The sequence below is a fragment of the Fibrobacterota bacterium genome, assembly GCA_019509785.1.
GTDB lineage: Bacteria > Fibrobacterota > Fibrobacteria > UBA11236 > UBA11236 > Chersky-265.
In genome coordinates this window covers 1-20,538 of sequence record JAEKLQ010000042.1, presented here as the reverse complement: position 1 = coordinate 20,538, position 20,538 = coordinate 1, and the positions used below count along the sequence as shown (strand labels likewise).

The 20,538-nt window shown below is 62.0% G+C and carries 21 protein-coding genes; 8 read left to right on the top strand and 13 right to left on the bottom strand.

Translation table 11 applies throughout. The annotated features are described in order from the left end of the window. Positions 1 to 18: 18 nt before the first annotated feature. The 10 genes from JF616_12365 to JF616_12320 are packed head-to-tail and all read right to left on the bottom strand — an operon-like array spanning position 19 to position 8,897. Entirely contained in the window at positions 19 to 384 is a 366-nt protein-coding gene (locus JF616_12365) for a DoxX family protein (GenBank protein MBW8888542.1), read from the bottom strand. Between the two features lie 40 nt (positions 385 to 424). Further along, positions 425 to 991, bottom strand: coding sequence for an SRPBCC domain-containing protein (locus tag JF616_12360; GenBank protein ID MBW8888541.1), 567 nt, complete (start codon positions 989 to 991; stop codon positions 425 to 427). Next, positions 988 to 1,320 (bottom strand): helix-turn-helix transcriptional regulator, encoded by a 333-nt coding sequence (locus JF616_12355; protein ID MBW8888540.1) that lies wholly within the window; start codon positions 1,318 to 1,320, stop codon positions 988 to 990. The genes JF616_12360 and JF616_12355 overlap by 4 nt, the downstream gene beginning before the upstream one ends. Before the next feature lie 57 nt (positions 1,321 to 1,377). Beyond that, positions 1,378 to 2,421 (bottom strand): hypothetical protein, encoded by a 1,044-nt coding sequence (locus JF616_12350; protein ID MBW8888539.1) that lies wholly within the window; start codon positions 2,419 to 2,421, stop codon positions 1,378 to 1,380. A 49-nt stretch (positions 2,422 to 2,470) separates the two neighbouring features. Beyond that, complete coding sequence (locus JF616_12345) at positions 2,471 to 3,253, bottom strand: ABC transporter permease subunit (GenBank protein ID MBW8888538.1); 783 nt, start codon at positions 3,251 to 3,253, stop codon at positions 2,471 to 2,473. Continuing rightward, entirely contained in the window at positions 3,250 to 3,984 is a 735-nt protein-coding gene (locus JF616_12340) for an ABC transporter ATP-binding protein (GenBank protein MBW8888537.1), read from the bottom strand. Before JF616_12340 ends, JF616_12345 begins: the two co-directional genes overlap by 4 nt. Next, on the bottom strand, positions 3,981 to 5,303 hold the full coding sequence (gene nosD, locus JF616_12335; protein MBW8888536.1) for a nitrous oxide reductase family maturation protein NosD: 1,323 nt from the start codon (positions 5,301 to 5,303) through the stop codon (positions 3,981 to 3,983). The genes JF616_12340 and nosD overlap by 4 nt, the downstream gene beginning before the upstream one ends. Then, entirely contained in the window at positions 5,279 to 6,361 is a 1,083-nt protein-coding gene (locus JF616_12330; GenBank protein MBW8888535.1) for a nitrous oxide reductase accessory protein NosL, read from the bottom strand. Before JF616_12330 ends, nosD begins: the two co-directional genes overlap by 25 nt. Before the next feature lie 60 nt (positions 6,362 to 6,421). Next, complete coding sequence (nosZ, locus tag JF616_12325; GenBank protein MBW8888534.1) at positions 6,422 to 8,410, bottom strand: Sec-dependent nitrous-oxide reductase; 1,989 nt, start codon at positions 8,408 to 8,410, stop codon at positions 6,422 to 6,424. A 25-nt stretch (positions 8,411 to 8,435) separates the two neighbouring features. Then, entirely contained in the window at positions 8,436 to 8,897 is a 462-nt protein-coding gene (locus JF616_12320; protein ID MBW8888533.1) for a cytochrome c, read from the bottom strand. 309 nt (positions 8,898 to 9,206) lie between these two features. On the opposite strand from JF616_12320, the gene JF616_12315 reads away from it, so the two are divergent. After that, positions 9,207 to 9,743, top strand: a complete 537-nt coding sequence (locus JF616_12315; GenBank protein ID MBW8888532.1) for a hypothetical protein — start codon at positions 9,207 to 9,209, stop codon at positions 9,741 to 9,743. Positions 9,744 to 9,786: 43 nt separating this feature from the next. Here the strand turns inward: JF616_12315 and JF616_12310 are convergent, their stop codons facing one another. Next, positions 9,787 to 10,257, bottom strand: a complete 471-nt coding sequence (locus JF616_12310; protein ID MBW8888531.1) for a CopD family protein — start codon at positions 10,255 to 10,257, stop codon at positions 9,787 to 9,789. A gap of 124 nt (positions 10,258 to 10,381) precedes the next feature. Between JF616_12310 and JF616_12305 the strand changes: the two genes are divergently transcribed. Beyond that, positions 10,382 to 10,525 (top strand): hypothetical protein, encoded by a 144-nt coding sequence (locus JF616_12305; GenBank protein MBW8888530.1) that lies wholly within the window; start codon positions 10,382 to 10,384, stop codon positions 10,523 to 10,525. A 45-nt stretch (positions 10,526 to 10,570) separates the two neighbouring features. Next, positions 10,571 to 11,059 carry an Rrf2 family transcriptional regulator gene (locus JF616_12300; protein ID MBW8888529.1) on the top strand — a complete coding sequence of 163 codons (489 nt, stop codon included), beginning with the start codon at positions 10,571 to 10,573 and terminating at the stop codon, positions 11,057 to 11,059. Here JF616_12300 and JF616_12295 read toward each other — a convergent pair. Both JF616_12295 and nirK read right to left on the bottom strand, forming a co-directional pair. Then, positions 11,056 to 12,345: an SUMF1/EgtB/PvdO family nonheme iron enzyme gene (locus JF616_12295; GenBank protein MBW8888528.1), complete on the bottom strand. Its 1,290-nt coding sequence runs from the start codon at positions 12,343 to 12,345 to the stop codon at positions 11,056 to 11,058. The genes JF616_12300 and JF616_12295 overlap by 4 nt on opposite strands. A 42-nt stretch (positions 12,346 to 12,387) precedes the next feature. Continuing rightward, a complete protein-coding gene (gene nirK / locus JF616_12290; GenBank protein MBW8888527.1) occupies positions 12,388 to 13,806 on the bottom strand; it encodes a nitrite reductase, copper-containing in 1,419 nt (472 codons plus the stop codon). Positions 13,807 to 14,040: 234 nt separating this feature from the next. On the opposite strand from nirK, the gene JF616_12285 reads away from it, so the two are divergent. From JF616_12285 to JF616_12265, 5 genes are all read left to right on the top strand, one after another. After that, positions 14,041 to 14,883: a TIGR02147 family protein gene (locus JF616_12285; protein ID MBW8888526.1), complete on the top strand. Its 843-nt coding sequence runs from the start codon at positions 14,041 to 14,043 to the stop codon at positions 14,881 to 14,883. Beyond that, positions 14,880 to 16,547 carry a DUF2341 domain-containing protein gene (locus JF616_12280; GenBank protein ID MBW8888525.1) on the top strand — a complete coding sequence of 556 codons (1,668 nt, stop codon included), beginning with the start codon at positions 14,880 to 14,882 and terminating at the stop codon, positions 16,545 to 16,547. The genes JF616_12285 and JF616_12280 overlap by 4 nt, the downstream gene beginning before the upstream one ends. 82 nt (positions 16,548 to 16,629) lie before the next feature. Beyond that, positions 16,630 to 18,321: a PQQ-dependent sugar dehydrogenase gene (locus JF616_12275; GenBank protein ID MBW8888524.1), complete on the top strand. Its 1,692-nt coding sequence runs from the start codon at positions 16,630 to 16,632 to the stop codon at positions 18,319 to 18,321. A 381-nt stretch (positions 18,322 to 18,702) separates the two neighbouring features. Continuing rightward, on the top strand, positions 18,703 to 19,557 hold the full coding sequence (locus JF616_12270; GenBank protein MBW8888523.1) for a flagellin: 855 nt from the start codon (positions 18,703 to 18,705) through the stop codon (positions 19,555 to 19,557). A 247-nt stretch (positions 19,558 to 19,804) separates the two neighbouring features. Beyond that, a partial coding sequence (locus tag JF616_12265; protein ID MBW8888522.1) for a flagellin occupies positions 19,805 to 20,538 on the top strand: 734 nt, incomplete at its 3' end.

Below are 20,538 nucleotides of genomic sequence, written 5' to 3'. Positions count from 1 at the left end.
CCGCGGGGGCCCTCCGATCTATATCGGCTTCAGAGCCAGCCTGCCGTAGGCGATGAACGCGCAGAAGGCCGCCACCACGACCCAATAGATGAGCTGTCCGTGGTTGGTATCCCCGGACATCAGGTGCACCACCGAGAAGAGCGCCATCTCCGCGGCGATGACCAGCGCCGCCGTAGGCGCCAAATTTCCCATGGATTTCAGGAGCAACGGCAGCACCAGGGCCGCCGCGCAGGCCAGCTCGACGGCAATCAAGCCCATCCAGAGCCCATGCGGAATCGCTTTCAATGAAGGTACGCTTTGTTCGGAATGGGAGAACTTCCATACCGCCCCCATGATGGTGTGCAGCGCGAGAATGATTTGCAGGATCCACAATAGAACGTTCATGATGCTCCTAGTCGGTAATGGTTATAAGCGAATCGAGGATTCAGGGTTTGCTTTGGGGCGGCCAACTGGGCGCTTCCACGCCCAGGAGCTTCGAGTAATCGCCGAGCAGGCGTTGCCAGCCGTCGACCTGCATGGCTTTGGGGCCGACGGTGCGGCCGACCGGATCGCCCGCGAGCATCCGGTCCAGTACCTCCAAGCAGATGTGCCAGCCCGCCGCGCCCATCGAAATGAAGCCGCGATTGATGTTATGCCAGAGCTTGAGCCGGGTCCCGCCGTTTCCATGCGCTTCCAGCTCCCACCGGACATTGGCCCCGCCCCAGGTGAATTCGAGGAGCTTGGGCGCGTCCGCCCGCGTCACCTGGCTCTCCGAGATCATAGGGGTGGGGGCTCCCACCGTCGTAAGTTTCGCGGGACCGATGGCGGCGAGGCTGCGGTCGGAATCGAAAGGCGCCCATTCGCGGAGATGTCCGGGTTCCGTCAGGGCCGTCCACACCTTAGCCGGAGGGTGGCGTAGATCACGGGTGAGGACGAGGGTCCAAACCTCAGCCTCCTTCCGGATCTCGGCGCCGGCCGCGGGTCCGGGGGCGTACGCTTCTCGGTTGCTCATCTTTTCTTTCCTTTCCTGGATGGCTTATCCATGTTGTCGAGGTGGCGTTCGAGCGCATCCACGTGGGCCGACCATAAGGCCCGGAACGGCGCCAGCCAGGCGTCGACCTCTTTGAGCGGTTCGGGCCGGATACGGTAGACGCGGCGTTGGGCTTCGATGCGGGCCTCCACGAACCCTGCGTCCCGCAGTACGCGCAGGTGCTTGGATACGGAGGTCTGGGGCATGCGTAGGTGGTGTTCGATCTCGCCGACCGAACGCTCCGAGGAAGCCAATAAGCTAAGGATGGTCCGGCGGTTCGGTTCCGCGAGAATGGCGAATGAAGATACCATACTAGGAATATACTAGATGGTTCATATGCTTGTCAAGGCATATAATGGTTTCTCATTTCAGGGGTGGGGATCCGCCCTTCTTCCGAGGACCGAATAGGCGCCTTCCCTTGTACGCAAAACGGCTCGCGATCCCTTGCCAGCATGGGAACGGGACCGGGCGGAAATCGCCGTGGTCGGGACCGTCATTCTCCAAACGCCGTTATCGAGGGTGCTGTTAGAGACGGAAGCGAACAGGAAGCCGCCAATCGCGGCCAAGGACTCGATATAATTGATGGTTGTGAAACCTGAGTTGATACCCTCCCAACTATTTCCATAGTCGCCGGAACGATAAACGCCGATGGGCGTACCGGCGATGAGGTTTTCTCCCACCGCCAGGAGGCTGGGAACCGCGGTGTACGTTAGCGAGAGCCCTTCGCTCTTGTTTGTCCAATCGTCCCCATTGTCCAGGGAGATATAGGCTGCGTCGGTAGTGCCGGCGAACAGGCGTGAGCCGACCGCCGCCAAGGATTCCGCGTAGCGTTCGCCCAAACCGCTGTCGATTACGGTCCAATGCAATCCTTCATCGGCGGAGCGGTATATCCCGCTGGGGGAGGCCACGAATAAACCGGTCCCCGTAACCAAAAAGGCGCGCTGCGAAGAAATCCGCGTATCCACGAGGGTCCAGTTACGACCTTTATCGGAGGATCGGAAAATCCCCGAACCATACGCGCCTGCGAATATATAGTCGCCGCTGACCGCTAAGGCGTTGATCTCCGTATGCCCCGGCATTCCGGAATCCCTTTGATTCCAACTGGCCCCCTGGTTGGAGGAAAAGAAGACCCCTCCATCCAGGGTTCCCGCGAATAAATCCGGTCCGCTGGCGGCCAAGCACAGTACATGTTCGCTCGTCAAGCCGGAATCCGAACGGACCCAAGTATCGCCGTTATCCGATGAGCGGTAAACGCCTCCTCCGCCGGTCGCCGCGTACAATTCGGTTCCAACGCTGAGCAAGGCGGGAACGTCGCCGTTGAAGGGAAGATGCGTGTTTTGCCATTGGCCTCGCCCTAAAGAAAACGACGCTGCCATCGCGGAGAGAACATGGCCGAGAAGGTTCATACGCATGCGTTCACCCATTCGATGGATTGTACCGCGGTACCGAACGCCAATGTAATCAGAAATCCTTTTTGCGCAACCGAAGGAAAAAGAGGCCCGTGGGCGCGGCCACCCATGCCGTCATCGCCAGCAGGGCGGCCCCGATTCCCAGCGAGGTCCCGAAGAATCGGCGGAAAACCGCTCCCGTATATCCCAGCAAGGCGGAAGCATCCAATTGCATCAAGACCAGGATGCGTTCCAGATCGACCGGGTTCAAGAGGATGGCCCCGATGGTAAAGCGGTCCAGTGGATAATCCGACAGGGCGGTGATGATCGCCAGCAAAGCCCCATCGTACAGGAAGACCAGGACCAGCCAGACCACCAGGCTGGTGGAAAAGCCTTTGAGGCGATCGTCCACCGATAGGGCGATGAGGAAGGCGAGGGCGAGAAAGCAGAGGTGCAGCAACGTCCCGCCGACGAGGAACAGGACCAAGAGCATGACATCGCCGCTGCCATGGAATCCCGCGGCTAAGGTGGAGATCCCCAGACCTAGGCCGAAAGCGGAGCAGAAGGCGATGGCGAGGGCCAGGCCTTGGCCCGCTAGCAGGGCTCCGCGTCCCACGGGCTGGGCCAACATCAATTCCTGGAAGCCGCGGGCCTGGTAGAAGTAGAGGGTGCCGAATACGATGGAGCACAAGGGGCCCAGGAACAGGATGAGGCTGAGCAGGGCGCCGAACCCGGCCGAGGCGGTGGGCGCGTAGCGCATGAGGGCGAAGCCGGCGGCCAAATGGAACAGGAAATAGGCCGCGATGAAGCGGCTGCGGAGCAGGTCCTTGAGGCAGAAGCGCAGGACGGCGATCACGATGCCGACTCCAATTCAGCGGCGACGCTGCGTTCGAATAGCCCGATATCGGTAGCCATACCGGGGATGGAATCCGCCTTCAGGACGCGTACTTGCCCCTCGCGCAGGAAGGCCAGGCGATCGGCCAGTTCCCATAGGTCGCCCAGAACGTGGGTGGAGAGGAGGATGCATTTCCCGCGTGCCTTTTCAGCGCGCAACAGATCCACGAGCTTGAGGCGCGAAGCCGGATCGAGGCTGGCCGTCGGTTCGTCGAGGACCAGCAAAGGCGCGTCGAAGGCCACCGCCAAGGACGCGTTCACCTTCTGCTTCATGCCGCCCGACAGGGTCTTCCACTTTTGATCGAGGAACTCTTCCACGCCCAAGCCGCCGCCGCGGGCGAAATCGGGCTTCACGCCGCGCACGCGGGAGACCAGCTCGGCGATTTCGCGTACGCTCAGGTTCTCGGGGAAGCTGGGGACCTGCGGCATGTATCCGATGTGGCGCCGGTAGGCGGAGCCGCGCCGGACATCTTCGCCCAGGACCGAGATGGATCCTTCCTGGAATACGTGCAGGCCCAGCAGGCAACGCATGAAGGTGGTCTTGCCGCTGCCGTTCGGGCCCAGGATGGCGGTGACCGATCCCGCCGCGGCTTCCAGGTCGAAGCCGCGCAGCACCCGTTTTTTGCCGTAAGCCTTGGACAAGCCGCGCGCTTCCAGGACCGGGCCTTTGCCGATGGATAGGGCTCCTTTCATGATGCCTCCATGGCGGAGGATCCGCCCCGACCAGAAGCCGACGGTGCGGCCGACCCGGGGACGACGGGCCGAGGCCGGGCCGAAGGCATGATCGGCCGTTCGTCCTGCAGGGAGGCGGGCGACAAGGTGGGGAACATGCGTTCCAGCACGTTCAGCAAGGTCACGAAGTGGCTGCGGAGCAGCACCATGGCCTGGGGATGCTCTTGCATGAGGGTGGGGAAAAGCTCGACGGGCCGGTGGGGAACGTCCCCGATGCCATCCTTGTCCAGGTCCCAGCCTTGGTATTTGTCCCAAACGTTGCCGGAAAAGACGTTGGTATTGTCCGGGCTCGCGTTGTAAGCCACGTCGAAGGTGTTCCCCTCGAAGCGATTGCCCTCGAAACGGCTGGAATCGCAGTCGGCCACGATGCGCAGGGCCCAACCATTGGCCCGGAACAGGTTGCCGCGCATTTCGATGCGGCTGCTGCCCTCCTGGAAAACCGCCACGGTATTGCGAACGAAGCGGTTATCCTCGATGCGGCTTCCCGAAATGGACTTGAGCAGAAGCCCGTAGCTGGCTGCGCCCCAATTCTCTTCGAAGCGGTTCCCGCGCATGTCCACGTCGCGAGAATACATCACGGCTACACCGGATCCGTTGCGGCGGAAAAGATTGCCCAGGTAACGGTTGCCATGGGAATACATGAAATGCAATCCGTAGCGGACGTTGCCTTCGCAAGTATCCCCCGTCACTTCGCTGTTGCCGGTGAATTCCAGGTAGATGCCGTCGCGGTGCCCGCGGATGGAATTCCCGATCACCCGTACGCTATCGCTTTTCCAGAAATGCACTCCGTTGCCGTTGGACGATTCCTTACCGCCCAATCCCGTGAAGGAGTTCCCTTCGATGCGGGCCCGCCGCGCCTGCGCCCCATAGACGCCGAAGAAGTCCTTCTCGAAGCGGTTGCCAGCCACGGTGACGTCGGCCGCGCCCGTGATCCACACGCCGCCCACTTCCTTCATATAGCTGGTGCCCACGCCGCGCAAAACCATTCCCGAAACCTTCGCCCCGTCCGCGCGGATGTCGATCAAGGTTCCGCCCCCGCGGGCGTCCAGCACCGGCCAGCCATGGCCTTCGAGGGAAACCCGTTTGCTTATCACCAGTCCCGTATCCGGATAACTTCCCGCCCCAACCGAGATGACGTCGCCGTCATGGGCCCGCGCCAGGGCATCGGCGATGCGCGAGAAAGGGTGCCCGGCCCCGACCGAGAGGGTATCGGCGGCGGCGGCTGACGTAATAACGGAAATAATCGCGACGGCGATCACCGAATGCGCAGCCGATCCCATTCCAACCTGTCCCCGCCCAAGCGGGCTTGCCAGGCCCGGACGGAATCCTCGGATGCGAAGGCGGCCAGCGACTGCCCCATCGGGCTCGCCAGGGATCCGCCCCGCAAGTAATGTACGGTCCCTGCTTCGGCCAAAGGCGCTTCGGGCCGGCTGCGATCGCTCACGTATAGGCGCTCGCCCGCCTGGGGAGGATTCGCTTTGAGATCCGCCAACAGGCATTCGATGGAGTCGTACTTGTAGACCTTGCCTTTGGAATTGATGCGCTGGGCGGCGAAGCCCTTTTCCGCCAGGATCATCTTGCAGAAGCGGCAGGCATCCTCGCCCCATTGGAAGGGGACGGGTCCTCGCGATCCGCAACCCGTGGCGAACAGGAGGCCAAGGGCGGCGATGGAAACGCCGCGCGCCGCGCGGCCGAAGCGGGGTAACAAGCGCCAACCGCGATCGCGCGCGAGAGACAGCGCCAGCGAAAGGGCGATGAGGATTCCCGCTTCGAAAAGCAGGCAGCCCCCTATAGCCGGCCAGGATTGCGAAACGAAGTTGAGCAGATGGGCTTCGCCGAGCAGAGGCGGCTGGTAACTCATGCCCGGCACCTTGATGGCCGCCATTGGGTTCAGGTTGTGCCCGTAATCGTATTCCCAGCGCCAGAAATCGTACATGCCTACCGCGCCGGCGCCCGACAGCGCGGCCAACAAGAGCCCGGTCGACCAAGCCCGGGGCCGGAACGCGGCCAGCAGGGAGAGGGCCGCGAAGGCGAGGATGAGCGGGGAGATGAAACGCAGCTCGGGGATGGCCGAGGGCACGATCTTCTTCATGCCGATGTAATGGTTCAGTTCATTGATGGTTTCCAGGTCGTGGGGATTCAAGCCGTCGATGGTGCGCGCATGGATATACATCCCCAGGCCTTCCGGATACTGCGGGGCCTCCAAGGTGATGCGCCAGATCGGGAAGAGGATGGAAAGGGCGAGGCAAAGCCCCGCCGCAACGAGGAGGAGTGTCGCGCCCCAGGACCGCCCGGTCTGGGCGCCGCTTTCGTTCCTGTGGTTCGCTAGGATGATCATAAGTCGCCTGACTTTCATTGGCGGGCGTCAGAGGGCGTTCGCAGAACGCCCCCGACCGCTTCAGGTCCCGGGCGCGTCCTCTTTGCCGGTGGACCAGGTCAAGTCGACCTTTTCCCCGGGAGGCGAGACGCGGATGTAGCCTTGCATTTCCTGGTGCAGGGCCGAGCAGAAATCGGTGCAGTAGAATGGAATCACGCCCGCCCGGTTGGCCACGATCTTCAGGGTGCGGGTTTGGCCGGGCATGACCAGCAGCTCGGCGGTCTGGGCGCCCATCATCGCGAAGCCATGGGGCACGTCCCAATCCTGTTCCAGATTGGTGACGTGGAAGTAGAGGGTATCGCCCAATTGCGCGCCTTCGATGTTGTCGGGCACGAAATGGCTGCGGATGACCGAGGCGTAGATGTGCAGCGCCTTGCCTTGCCGTACCACTCGCGCCTCCTTCTCGGAATGGATGGCGTCGGGATGATGGTTATCCTCCAGCTTGTAGATCTTGACGCTATTGGGCTCCACCATGTTGGCCGGGATGGCCTGGGCGTAATGCGGCTCCCCGTTGGTGGGGAACTCGGCCAAGAGACGCATCTTCTCGCCCGAGATGTCGATGATCTGGGACGATTGCGTCAGCTCGGGGCCGGTGGGCAGGTAACGATCCTTGGTGATCTTGTTCAGGGCGATGACGTACTTGCCGTAGGGCTTCTTGGTATCCCCGAGCGGGATCATCAGATGGCCGATGGCGTAGTAGCAGGGGATGCGATCCACGATTTCCCAAGTGCCCAGCTTCCACTTCACGATTTCCGAGGACAGGAACATGGAGGTGTAGGCGAAGCCCTTGCCGTCGAATTCGGTGTGGAGCGGGCCCAGGCCCGGCTTGTCCACCTCGCCGGCGATCACCTGATCGTATTTCAGCACCGGGATGCCTCCGGCTTCGCCGTCGTAGGCCTTGGCCGCGATGGCCTTGATCATCTTGCTGAAGGAATGCACGGGGATGAGGCTGGCGAGCTTTCCCGCGCCCACGATGTATTCGCCCGTGGGATCCACGTCCACGCCATGCGGGGACTTCGGGGTCGGGAGGTAATAGACCATGTCCGGGCATTCGGCGGGGGTGATCATCTTGGTCGTCTTGCGCACCTCGCTCACCGCGGTCTGGGTCTTTTCGTCCAGGTAATTGTCGTAATGCAAGCCGGCCACCTCATGGCCTTTGCCCGCCGCCACGCAGGCCTCCGCCTTCTTCCAGTTGATGGCGGCGATGTAGTCCTTGTCGCGTTGGGAGGCGTTGACTTCCAAGAGGGTGTGGGCCTGCTCGGTATCGTAGGTGGTGAAGAAGGCCCAATCCTTGGACGGGCCTTTGCCGCAATGCGCTTTGTCGTAATCGTATCCGGGCATCAGTACCTGGAAGGCCACCGCCATGCGCCCGCTTACCTTGTCCACCGAAATGAAGGAGATGGCGCCCTTGAATTCCTTCTTGAAATCCTTGATGGTCATGCTGGCCTGGGGGATGGGAACGGAGAAGCGCGTGCCCGCCACCAGGTATTCGGAGTTCTCGGTGGTGAAAGGCGAACTATGGTTGCCCGCGCTGTTGGGGATCTCGATGGTTTCCACCGTCTCGAAGGTGCGCAGATCGATGCGCGCGATGCGCGGCGTATTGTTGCCGTTGATGAAGATGAAGCGGCCGTCGGCCTCGCCGTTGGTTTGCGAAAGCTCGGGATGATGCGCATCGTCCCAGGGCACGAAGCCGAAACTGGTATTGAGGAGGGCCTTGGTCTCCTCGGAAAAACCGTAACCGTTCTCCGGGTTCTGCGAAAAGACGGGGATGACCCGCAAGGTGCGGCCCGAGGGCAGGCCCACCACGGACAATTGCCCGCTAAAGCCCCCCGAGAAGAAGCCATACAATTCATCATGGGTGCCGGGAGCCACGTAGACCCTCTCGGCGGCGTCGCCGGCGATGCCGGGAGCGGCCTTGCGGGCGACTTGCTTCTCGCATCCCAGGAGGGCTAAAGCCGCGATTGCGGCAAGTCCCGGGAGGAGAGGGCGGATGGACGGTTGTTTACGCATCTATGTTCCTTTCCCTTACTTCTGTTTAAATGCCATCGTTCTTGCGGAAGAATTCGAGGACCGCGCGGGCATCCTCTTGCGTGGCGTTGACCGACATCTGGGTCATGTATTCGCCGAGCAACGCCTTGGCGGTGGGGTCCTGTTGGGTCATGCCCGTGGGGTTGAGGACCATGTTCATGATCCATTCCGGCGCGCGTCGTTTGGTGACGCCGCCTAATGCCGGGCCGACATAGCGTTGATCGAGCTTGTGGCAAGCCGAACACGTGCCGGAAAAGATTTTCTGCCCCTTGGCCACCAGGGCCTCGTCCAGCGCACCCACCTCGATCGCTTGGATCGGACCGACGCCTTTGGATAGGGCCGTGCTCGGCGCCGCCGCCGCTCCGTTGCCTTGGCCTCCGGCGGAGGCCTCCTTCTTATTGCAGCCCGAAAGGGCCAATCCACCCGTCAAAACCAGCGCGCCCAAACCGATCCATCCAGCCTTACGCATAACCATCTATCCTTCCGTTTCCGCGGCCTCTGCCGCGCGGGCCATTCCGTACCCGCATATCCATTGAAAGGACATAAGCAACCGCGATGCCATGCGATGGCTCTTAGCGGACCTGCGTATCCATTGAGAATTCGGATAGGGGCCCGGTAAATCGGGGGACGGAGGGCTTGCGGCCCTGCCATTCTGGCAGAGCAGCCGGGTCCGGGTGACAACCGATCAGAGGGCTCCCGCGAGGGGATAGGACATCGGGATCTTTCGGCGTCCGCATTAACTAACCTTTACCTCCCGCTTAAACATTGGAGAAAATCGATGGCATCTGATAGAGGACTTGTATCGGTTCGGCGCCTAGGCTTGCTGGCGCTCACGGGGATGTTCTTCGCTTGCGCCAGCGCTCCGAATGGGGGCAAGACCACCTATACGGTCCTCCAGGCCCCGACCCCGCATCTGGGAACATTCGGTAGCATTACCTTGGGGACCGTATCGGGGGCCGGCGATGGAACCACCACGGAGGACAGCTATTTGGCGGGCGCGGCGGAAGCCAACGCGGAAATGACCAAGGCGCTTGGCCTGCGCTTGCCTGGCGTCTTCACCACGCCGAACGGGCCGCCGCTGGTGATGACGGCCGATCTGGTCCGATTCGCGAGAAGCGCGTCTTTCATGAGCAAGTGGAACGCCCACGTTTCCGATCCCGGGACCCCGAAGAACTATGGCGCTGGGCATATCCGCTACCGGGTCAGCTTGTCCAGTAACGGCGCATTGGTCGCGCAGTACGAGGTTATGAAGGCCGCCTCGGCCTACGACGCCGAAGCGGACATGATCGTCAAGTTCTTGAACGACTACAAGTAAGCAGCCACGGCCCGGCGCCAGAGCCGGTCCCGGGTACTTGGAATCAGAGGCCCCCGCGCGTAAAAATGACGGCGGCCGCCACGATGAGAAGCCCGAGCAGGAAAACGAAACGGCCGATGCGACCGGCCAGCCGGCGCCCGCGCACGGCCGCGGCGGATCCGGGATCGGACTGGATGGCCCGCACCGCGGCGGGTCCCCAACGGAAGTCGTGGAATCCGCTGATGGCGAGCATGATGGCCACCAGGATCAATTTGCACGCCAGCGCATGGCCCGCGGAGCCGCGGAAGGCGGCGCCGGTCAGCAGATCGGAAAGGCCGATGCCGCGCAAGGCCAGGTTGCCGGCCCCGGTCGCGACCAGTATCCCCAAACTGATCCAGCCCACGGTCCGGAAGCGCACGGCGGCGGCGCGCAAGGCGCTGTCGTCCTTTCCGCCGCTCCGGCGCATGAGCGGGGCGATGACCAAAGCGATGAAGGCCGATCCGCCGATCCAGACCATGGCTGACAGGATGTGCACGTAAACATTCGCAAGATAAACCAATCGCAAACTTCCCCCCTTGCGACATTTTGTCCCAAGGAAAACTTAAGTCCCCGCGGGCGACGGATGTAATCTATGGACATGGCAGTCTGCCGGAGGCAATATGGATCTTTCGACCGCACCCCGAATTCTCACCTCGATGCACCACTGGGCCGCCATGGGCGCGGCGGGATTGTTCCTGATCGAATCGCTCCTCCTGGGACTGGCCCTGGCGGGCGGGCGTAAAGCCGGCGCGAAGCGCATCTGATCGCGACCGCTCCAGCGCTCGTCATCGCGCAGCCTGGGCCGCAGCATGATTTCAATCAACCTCACCCAGACCGCCGAATACGCCTTGCGGGCGATGTCCAGCCTCGCCCTGCGTTCGGACCAAGGGCCTATGCGGGCCAACGAACTCGCGGAGAGCACGGCGGTACCGCTCGCTTACCTATGGAAAATCATGCGGCGCATGGTAGACGCCGGCTTGGTCGTTTCCGCCAAAGGCCATGGCGGCGGGTTCCGGCTCGCGCGGCCGGCGGAGGCCATCAGCTATATGGATATCCTGGGAGTCGTCGGTTACGATGCCAAAGCGGGCAGCTGCGTATTCGGCTGGGGGCAATGCCGTAGCGAAAAGCCCTGCCCGATGCACCCCACCTGGAACAAGCTCAACGAGTCTTTCGTCGACTGGGCGCGTACGACCACCTTGGCCAGCTTCGGCCCGGCCGCTTCCGGCGCGGCGCCAGCGGGCCGCAGCCGCAAGTCCCAAAGCCTTCGGCCGCCCGCAGCCGAGAAGCCATCCCGTTAGGGACTTAAAGATTCGCCCGCCGCCGCCATAAGTTCCCGGGACAATGTCGCCGCGTCCACCGTGCCATCGTGGCGGTGGGCCACCCGGCCTTCGGGATCCAGAACGGCGATCACGGCCTCATGTTCGATGCCCCCGTTGGCTTCCGACTTCCGGTAGGCGGCGCCCAAGGCCATGGCCAATTCGCGCGTATCCTCTTCCTGGCCATGCAGCAGTACGTAACCTTCGGGCGATAAGGACATGCGGCGGCGGAATTCCGCCAAAGCGGCGGCCCCGTCGCGGCCCGGATCCAAGGTGGCCATGACGATGCCGGCGCGGGCCTCCCAACCCTTCGGCAATGCTTCGGCCAGGCCTTTCAATGTGCCCAGGACCATGGGGCAGGTGGATTGGCAATGGGAGAAGAACAAGGTGAGGATGCGGGCCTTGCCGCGAAAGGCCGCCAACGCCTGCCGCCTCCCGATGTCGTCTTCCCATTCCGAGCGCAGCAAGTACAAGGAACCGGCGGGCAAGTCCGCGGGCGGCAGCGGAGCGATACGCCGGGCCGCGCCGTCGGCGCATCGGAAGCCCAGCGAGCTTACGGCGTAGTCGGGCCGCAAACTGGAGCGGAAGGAGTAGCGCATATAGGCGGCGTAATCGGCGCCGCGCGCGGTCGCCTGCCCCGCCGCGCCGCAGAAGGCTTTATCCGCTTCCGCGCCGGGCCGAATGGCGTTGAAATCCGCGGTCCATTCCCAGACGCGTCCGTAGAGATCCCGGATGCCGAAGGCATCCCGCGAACCTCGGGAGGCCCCGGCGTCCGCGGAAGCCGGTCGACCGTACCAAGCGAGAATGCGGCGGTTCCGAGCGATGGAATCCTGGCCGGCGGGAAGCGCGGCGGCGACGCGTTCCCATTCATCCGTGGCTGGCAACCGTCCGCCGGCGGCCTCGCAATAGGCCTTGGCCGCGAACCAGGAAACCTCGGTGACCGGTTCCGCGAAGCGCCCCGGGGGAGGCTCCCGATCGCCGAGCCAGGAGGCCAGGTACATGGAATCGACGAAGGGCGCTTGCGCCCGCGATTTCGCCCATTCGGGATGGGTCTTGACGAAGGCGAGGAATCCGGCCGTAGTCACCGCCCGCTCGTCCAACCGGAAGGGCGCGACCTTCATGCCATCCTCGAGGCCGTCCCCGGATCTTTTAATGGCGCTATCCGAGGGCGGGGGGCGGAAGGGATTCCGGTACCATCCCGCCGGTATTTCCCGCCGCGGAGCCGTCCAGGCGACGCCTGCCGCCAGTAACAGGAAGGTTACCCGCATTCCCATCCGCATACTCCCATCCACGCCGCGCGCATCAGCCCTTTACTTGGCCGCGTTGACTTCCGCGATGGTCACGTCCCCGCCCGCGTTGCCGAAGCTGTTACGGACGAAGGTTAGCGCGGAGGCGATGTCCGCCGCGTCCAGATTGAGTTTGGGCATCACGCCATTGTACTTGACCCCCTTTACGACGACCTCCCCTTGCAACCCGTTCTTGACGATGCCGATGGCGCGTTGCTTGTCGGCCATCAGGAAATCGGAAAGGGCCAGGGGAGGGAAGGCCCCCGGCAGGCCCTGCCCCTGGGGTTGGTGGCAGGCGGCGCAGATTTGGATGAAGATGCGGCCGCCCCGCTCCATCAGTTGCGCATGGTCCAGCTTGGCAGGCGGCATCGCCGGGGTCCCGCCGAGGGATTGGATCGCGCTGCCTTCGGGCCGATACACCTCGTCGAATTGCTTGCCCGAGTAGATCTCATTGTTACCGTCGCCGCTGGCCTTGAGCATTCCCAATGCCCCTTGGTTGAACGCCCGGAAGATGGAATGATCCACCATGATATAGGTGCCGGGCACATCCACCTTGAACTCGACGATGGCGGCGCCTCCCGCCGGTATCAAGGTGGTCTGCACGTTGTGGTTGACGATCGTTCCGGCTTCGCCGTACACGTTATCGAAGATCTCCCCGATGACGTGGAAGGAAGAGATCAGATTCGGCCCGATATTGCCGACGAACAAACGCACCGTCTCGCCGGCCTTGGCGGTGAGGGCCTTGTCGTCGAGGAGCGCGCCGACGGAGCCGTTGAAGACCACGTAATCGGGTTCTTCCTTGATGGCCTTTTCCATGGAGAATGGCTGCAAGCCTTCTTCGCCGTACTTCCCGGCCGTATAGAACTCGCTTTGCATCACGTAATACTCATGATCAACCTTGGGGAACCCCCCTTTCGGTTCCACCAGGATCATGCCGTACATTCCGTTGGCGATATGCATTCCCACCGGCGCCGTGGCGCAATGGTATACGAAGAGCCCGGGGTTCATGGCCTTGAAGGAGAATTGCGACGAGTGCCCGGGCGCGGTGACCGACGCCGCCGCGCCGCCGCCCTGGCCCGACACCGCGTGCAGATCGATGTTGTGGGGCATCTTGTTGTCGGGATGGTTGCTTAGATGGAATTCGACCTCATCGCCTTGGCGGATGCGGATGAACTTGCCCGGCACGTCGCCGCCGAAGGTCCAGAAGGTGTACTGGACCCCCGGCGAAAGGGTCTTGACCGTTTCCTTGACCTCGAGATGGACGACGATTTTGGCGGGATGATTGCGGGCGACGGGGGGAGGCACGGAAGGCGCGGAAGTCAAAACGGCCTCCTCGGAACCGGTAATGGCTTCCTCGGATGCGGGCTGGGCGCGGTCCTTCTCCGTATCGCATGCGACGAGCGCCAACGCCGTGGCGAGGGCGGCGGCTCCCGCCCACTCCATAGCCCTGGCCCGCCTTCGCGGAATCGGGATTTTGAGCATTATGGTGCCTCCTCGCTGCAAAGTTATGTTATGCGGCCGGTAACATTCTTGTTTACCGAAAGAATCCAAAATAGGCGGCGACTGGGCCGGGGGGATCCAGGTCGTTGCAATTCCTGGCCAAGGTTCAGCTTGACTTTTCCCGCTTTTCCGTTACCTTTGGGGCCTGGGATCTGTTTACCGAATCGCATCCAAAACGTGAAAAGCATCTTCGAATACACTAATTACAGGGTCTTTCTGAAAGACTACTACGAGGAACGCAAGTCGCAGGAAGGGTTTACCTATCGCGACTTTTCCCGGTTGGCGGAGATGAATTCGACCTCATGGCTGCTGCATCTCATCAAGGGCACCAAGAATCTTTCCGCGGGGACGACGGCGCGCGTGGCGAAGGCCATCAGGCTGAACCAGGCCGAGACGGAATATTTCGAATTGCTGGTTCCCTTCACCCAGGCGCGCACCGCCGGGACCAAGGATCATTACTACGCGCGCATGCTGGGCCTGAAACGCAAGCTCAAGATCGCCCGCATCGGCGAAGAGCAATACGAGTATTTCACCAAGTGGTATCATCCCGTGATCCGCTCTTTGATCGCGAAAGTCGATTTAGGCCTGGGGCCCGACGGGGAGCCCGATTACGCCCGCCTGGCGCGGTGCCTGGTGCCTCCCATCCCCGCCCGCGAGGCCAAGAGCTCGGTCAAGTTGTTGGAGAAGCTGGGACTCATCTCCCGCGACGCCGAAGGCAAATGGACGCAGTCCAGCGCGATCATCTCCACCGGCGACGAAGTGGCCGCCTTGAACGTGCTCAATTACCATAAGCAGGTTTTGCGCGTGGCCGAGAACGCCCTGGATACGGGACCCAGGGAGGGGCGCGACATCTCCGCCCTTACCTTAGGGCTCGGTGAGCCCGAGTTCCACAAGATCAAGGCGCGCATTCAGGCCTTCCGCAAGGAGATGATGGATATCGCCCTTTCCGCCGAAGGCGCCGATCGCGTGTATCAGATGAGCTTCCAATTCTTCCCGGTCGGGATGGGGGCCAAGCCGTGAAGCGCTGGGCATTCATCGCGGGAGCCCTCGCGGCCGCCCTGGGATTGGCGGCCTGCATAGACCGCTTGGCCTCGGGAGGCGATGCGACCGAAGCCGGCAATGCCCGGGTATCGGGCGTGGTGCTGGGGGAAGACAGCGTACCGGTAGCCGGGGCCGAGGTGATCATCTTGCCTTCGGACTATAATCCCCTGACGGCCGGACCCGTACCGGACTCCCTTAAGGTCACGACGGATTCCCAAGGCCGATACCGCTTCCTCAGCTTGGCCCCAGGCGAATACAACGTCCTGGCGCACGACGGAGCGGGCCGTGGGCGCCTTGCCGTCTGGGGCGTGCGCCTGGGATCCGATTCGGTAAAGGTCCCCGCGGATACCTTGCATGCGACAGGAAGCTTATCCGTCCCCATGCCGGAGACATTGGATTCGGACTCGGGTTGGATTTACTTGCCCGGCACCTTGCTTCGCGCGCGCATCGATTCGGAATTGCGCCTCGCCGGAATGGTGAGGATCGATTCCGTGCCAGCCGGAACGGTTCCCACCGTCGCTTGCGCCAGGGGGCTCGGAGGCCCGGCCCTTTTGCTCGCGAAGAACGTGCTGGTGCGCAAGGCGGAAGTCTCGCCCGTAGACGCCTACGCGCTTTGGCCGTACTCCCGCAAGGTCCTGCTCAATACCGCCACGGGCGCGACCGCCTTATCCCACGACTTGCGCGACTTCCCCTTGCTGGTCCGTCTCGCGGCCCCGGCTTTCGACTTTTCGCAAGCGGGCTCCGGCGGATCCGATCTTCGCTTCTCCGCCGCCGACGGGACGCCTTTGGCGCGCGAGATCGAGAGCTGGGATCCGGTGGCGGGAAAGGCCGCGGTCTGGGTCCGCCTCGATACCTTGCACGCGGGCCAGGCCGATCAGTACATCTCCATGCATTGGGGCCCCACCCCGGCGGCCGGAGCCATGCGCATCCGCACCGTCTTCGATACCCTGGCCGGTTTCGCGGGGGTTTGGCATCTGGGCGAGGAAGCCCCCGACACGGTTGCTAATGCGCTATATAAAGATGTCACCGGCGCAGGGAGCGATGGCGATGACCACATCGCCAACACCTCGCGCGAAGGGAACATCGGCGCTGGTCATGGTCTCGATTCCGGGGATTATATCCTCTCCCCGCGGCCATGGAGCGGTTTAAGGGTTTCCAATACTTTCACTCTATCGGCCTGGATCAAAGCGAGCGGCAAGAAGTTGGGGCTCCAAGGCGGGGAAATCCTAAGCGCGGGCGACAATTATGGAATCAGGGTCCTGCGGGATTCCGGGTTGCAGTTTTGGTATTGGACCGTTAAACCACAGCCGACAATCCCGTCGACCTGGAACTATCTTATTGCGAAAACGCCCACCGTTCTGGACGGTCGTTGGCATTCGATCATGGGAACCTTCGATGGTTCCTTTTTGCGGGTGTACTTGGATGGGCATGAGGTGGGGCAAATCCCGGTAACGGGCGCCGTCGGCCCTCAGTTCCCGCTCAACGTGACCATGGGCAGGCACGGCAGTGGCCGGCCTGGTTTCGAGTTTTCGGGGGTGTTGGACGAGGCCGAGATCCATTCCGTAGCGCGGGATGCGGAATGGGCCAAACTCAGCTTCGAAAATCAGATGCCCGCATCGGTTTTTCCGGCCTTTGGATTGTGACAACGGTGGAGTGAAGGGAAGAGAAGTTATGCAGACGATTCGGAAAAAGGGCGTTCGCCCCGAGGCCACGGGAAGGAATAGCTTGCAGGCAACACGGGTACTGGCGTTGGCGGCATTGGCATGCCTGGTTTGGCCGAACCGTGGCGGGGCCCAGTCGTGCCCGGAGCCCGCGGCCTCCGATTTCAAGCGGACGGTCGTGCTCGCTTCGTCCACCTTGGACCATCCCGTCCACATGGCAGCCGCACCCGACGGCCGTATCTTCATCGGTGAAATGGTCAGCGGCAATATCCAGGTTTACAAGCCCGGGCAGGCCACGCCCGTAAAGGCTGGAAACGTTCCCGTCAACTTCGATAATGAGAACGGTCTTTTGGGCGTGGCGATCCCGCCCGATTTCGCTACCAGCGGCTTCCTCTACGTGCTGGCCAACGATCCCTCGACTACCAATCGCGCCCAGGTGCTTTGGCGCTATAAGGTGAACGGGGACTTGATGGACGCCTCCACCAAGACCGAGATCTTGCGCATTCCGCGTTGGAAGAACGGGATTTACCATGACGGCGGCGGCATGTGGTTCGATAAGAAAGGGAATCTGTGGCTCAGTTCCGGCGACGACTCCAATCCGCATGATACCCACAACGCCGGCTTCGCTCCCGTCTATACGCCCGATCCCGGTTCCGACGCCCAGAAGTCGGCGGCCAACACCAACGATCTGCGCGGAAAGATCAGCCGCATCCATCCGGAAGCGACCCTTACCAACGGCTCGTGGTATACCATCCCGAAAGGCAACTTCAAGGACGCGATGTCCACGTTCTGGACCGCGGATGAATTGACCAAGGTAAAGCCCGAAATCTACGCCATGGGCATGCGCAATCCCTACCGCTTCACGGTGGATGATCAGACCGGTTGGCTGATCTGGGGCGAGGTCGGCCCGGATGCCGATCAGAGCGTGGCCAATCGCGGCCGCTCCGGGCATGACGAATTCAATATCGCCATGGATCCCGGCTATTACGGTTGGCCCTATTGCAACGGCAACCAATTCGCGTACAATGCCGTGACCTACACGAGTACCTCGGATCCGGGCACGATCGGGGACAAATACGACTGCTCCAAGCCGGTGAACAATTCACCCAACAATACCGGCGTCAATAAGCTGCCGCCGTCACGGGCCCCGTTCATCTGGTATTCGATCAGTAATTCCACCGACTGGCCGCAGATGGGACAGGGCGCCGAGACCGCCATGGGCGGCCCCATGTACCGGTACGACAAGACCTTGGTCTCTACCACCAAGTTCCCGCCCCAATACGACGGCCGCATGTTCATCTGGGATTGGTCCCGCGGCGTGCATAAGTTCATCGACTTCACCGCGGACGGGAAACTGAACAAGTTTTACGACCTCGCCGTCGTGGGCAAGAACAGCGATATCGCCGCGCTGTACGGACCCAAGGACGGTTCCTTGTACGTGCTGCAGTACAGCCAGAGCGGTTACGGGGATAACAACGCCGCTCTCGCCCGCATCGATTATACCGGCACCATCAACGACGCCTGCGCGCCGGTGACGTCCTTAGCCAGATCCGCGCGCCCGCAAGGGACCGTGGCCAGCACCCTGGTTTCCGGCTTACAGCCCATCGATTTGCCCGCCGACGCCGCAGGCCTGGACGCCTACGATCTGTCGGGACGCAAGGTCTGGAGTTACGCCCGCCAGGGCGTTTCCGGCGATTTGAAGCTGGAATTCCCCCGTCAATTGGGCGCGGGACTGTTGCGCGTCCGGTTTTACTAACCGTCCGCGGGAATTCCCGCGGCCCTTAGCGAGCTGTCAGGCAGCGCGCTAAGGGGACTACCGATTTTCTTTCCGACAAACCCCTTCAACTTCCGCTCCAATTCCCGCCACGTAACCCGAGCGTTACGGAGGCGATTTCGCGGTTTCCGGGAAATTATTTCGCGAAAAGGCTTTCAATCCGCTTTAGGTCTTGCGTTAAGTTGCCGCGGGGGTTGGACTTATGCGGAAAAAAGTCCTCAACTCCGGGGAAAAATTATCCGAAGAAAGAGATGCAAGCCGGGAGGGAGTCCCGGGGCCCGCGAAAAGCGGGGCCGCAAAAACGCGGAGCCGCGAAGCTGCAAGGAAGCAGCTGAGCGAAATGAAAACACGGAGGTTCGTCTCATGCGCATTAATCATAATATCTCTTCGATGATCGGCCAGGGTGCTCTGGAAACCCAGCAGAACTCCTTGAGCAAGTCCCTGGAAAAACTGTCGACCGGCATGCGGATCAACCGCGCTTCGGACGACGCCGCCGGCCTCTCGGTCTCCGAGTCGCTCCGTAGCAAGATCCGCGGCATGGGCCGCGCCAAGAGCAACGCCGAAGACGGCATCGCGCTCTTGCAAATCGCGGAAGGCGCCACGGGGGAAATCAACAACATCCTCCAGCGCATGCGCGAGCTCTCCATCCAGAGCTCCACCGACACCATGACCACCACCGAACGTTCTTATACGGATAAGGAGTTCGGCCAGTTGATGAACGAAATCACCCGTATTTCGAGCTCGGCTTCCTATAATGGAATGACCCTGCTTGACGGTGACGCGGGATCCTTCGGCGTCTCGGGAGGCCAGGCTTCGGTGCTGCATATCGGCGCGGGATCCAGCAATGCCATCGACCGCATCAGCATCACCATCAGTGCCATGACCCTGGGAGCCCTGGGCATGAGCCCCACGACGACCTCGGTTTCCACCTCGGCGGGCGCCTTATCCTCGCTGTCGCTTATCGATGTCGCCATCCGGTCGGTGAATACCATGCGTTCCGATATGGGCGCGTACGTGAACCGCCTGGAGTTCGCCATCAGCAACTTGTCCAACCAGGTCTATAACACGCAGGACGCCGAGAGCCGCATACGCGACGTGGACTTCGCGCAGGAGACCACGGAGTTCACCCGCGCGCAAATCCTCAGCCAGAGCGCGACTTCGATGTTGGCGCAGGCCAATCAGGTCCCGCAAGGCGTGCTCAGCCTGCTCAAAGGGTAACCAAATCCCGCACCTCCCGTCGGGTGAGAAGGCCGCGTCCCAGGACGCGGCCTTTTCCGTTTCCCCCTAATCTTCCATGTCGCTGTCCTTTAGGCCGGTATCAACGGGCTAAAACGGGCCGCGAAAAAAAATCGGGGAAAAATTAAAGTCCCTGCCGATCCTTGCCGATAAACCTAGTGGGCGAAGCCACATAGAAATACCGGGCAGGGATGCCTGAGCGGGTAGGGTTCAACACGGAGGTTTCCTCTTGCGTATTAATCATAATATTTCGTCGATGATCGGCCAGGGGGCGCTGGAAACCCAGCAGAACTCCCTCGCCAAGTCCCTTGAGAAACTTTCGACCGGTATGCGGATCAACCGCGCCTCGGACGATGCCGCCGGCCTCTCGGTTTCCGAGTCGATGCGCAGCAAGATCCGCGGCATGGGCCGCGCCAAGAGTAATGCCGAAGACGGTATCGCCCTGGTGCAAATCGCCGAAGGTTCGGCGGGGGAAATCAACAATATCCTCCAGCGCATGCGCGAGCTCTCCATCCAGAGCTCCACCGACACCATGACCACCACCGAACGTTCTTATACCGATAAGGAATTCGGACAGCTGATGAGCGAAATCAGCCGAATCTCGAATTCGGCGGCTTATAACGGCATGACCTTGCTGGACGGGGCCGCGGGCTCCTTCGGCGCCACCGGCGGGCAGGCTTCGGTATTGCATATCGGCGCGGGCTCGAGCGCGACCACCGACCGCATGTCGATCACGGTGAGCGCCATGACCTTGGGCGCCTTGGGCATGAACGCCACCACCACGTCGGTATCGACGGCTTCGGGGGCGTTGGCCACTTTGTCGCTCATCGACACGGCCATCAAGTCGGTGAATACCATGCGTTCGGACATGGGCGCCTACGTGAACCGCCTGGAGTTCGCCATCAGCAATCTGGGCAACCAGATTTACAACACGCAGGATGCGGAAAGCCGTATCCGGGACGT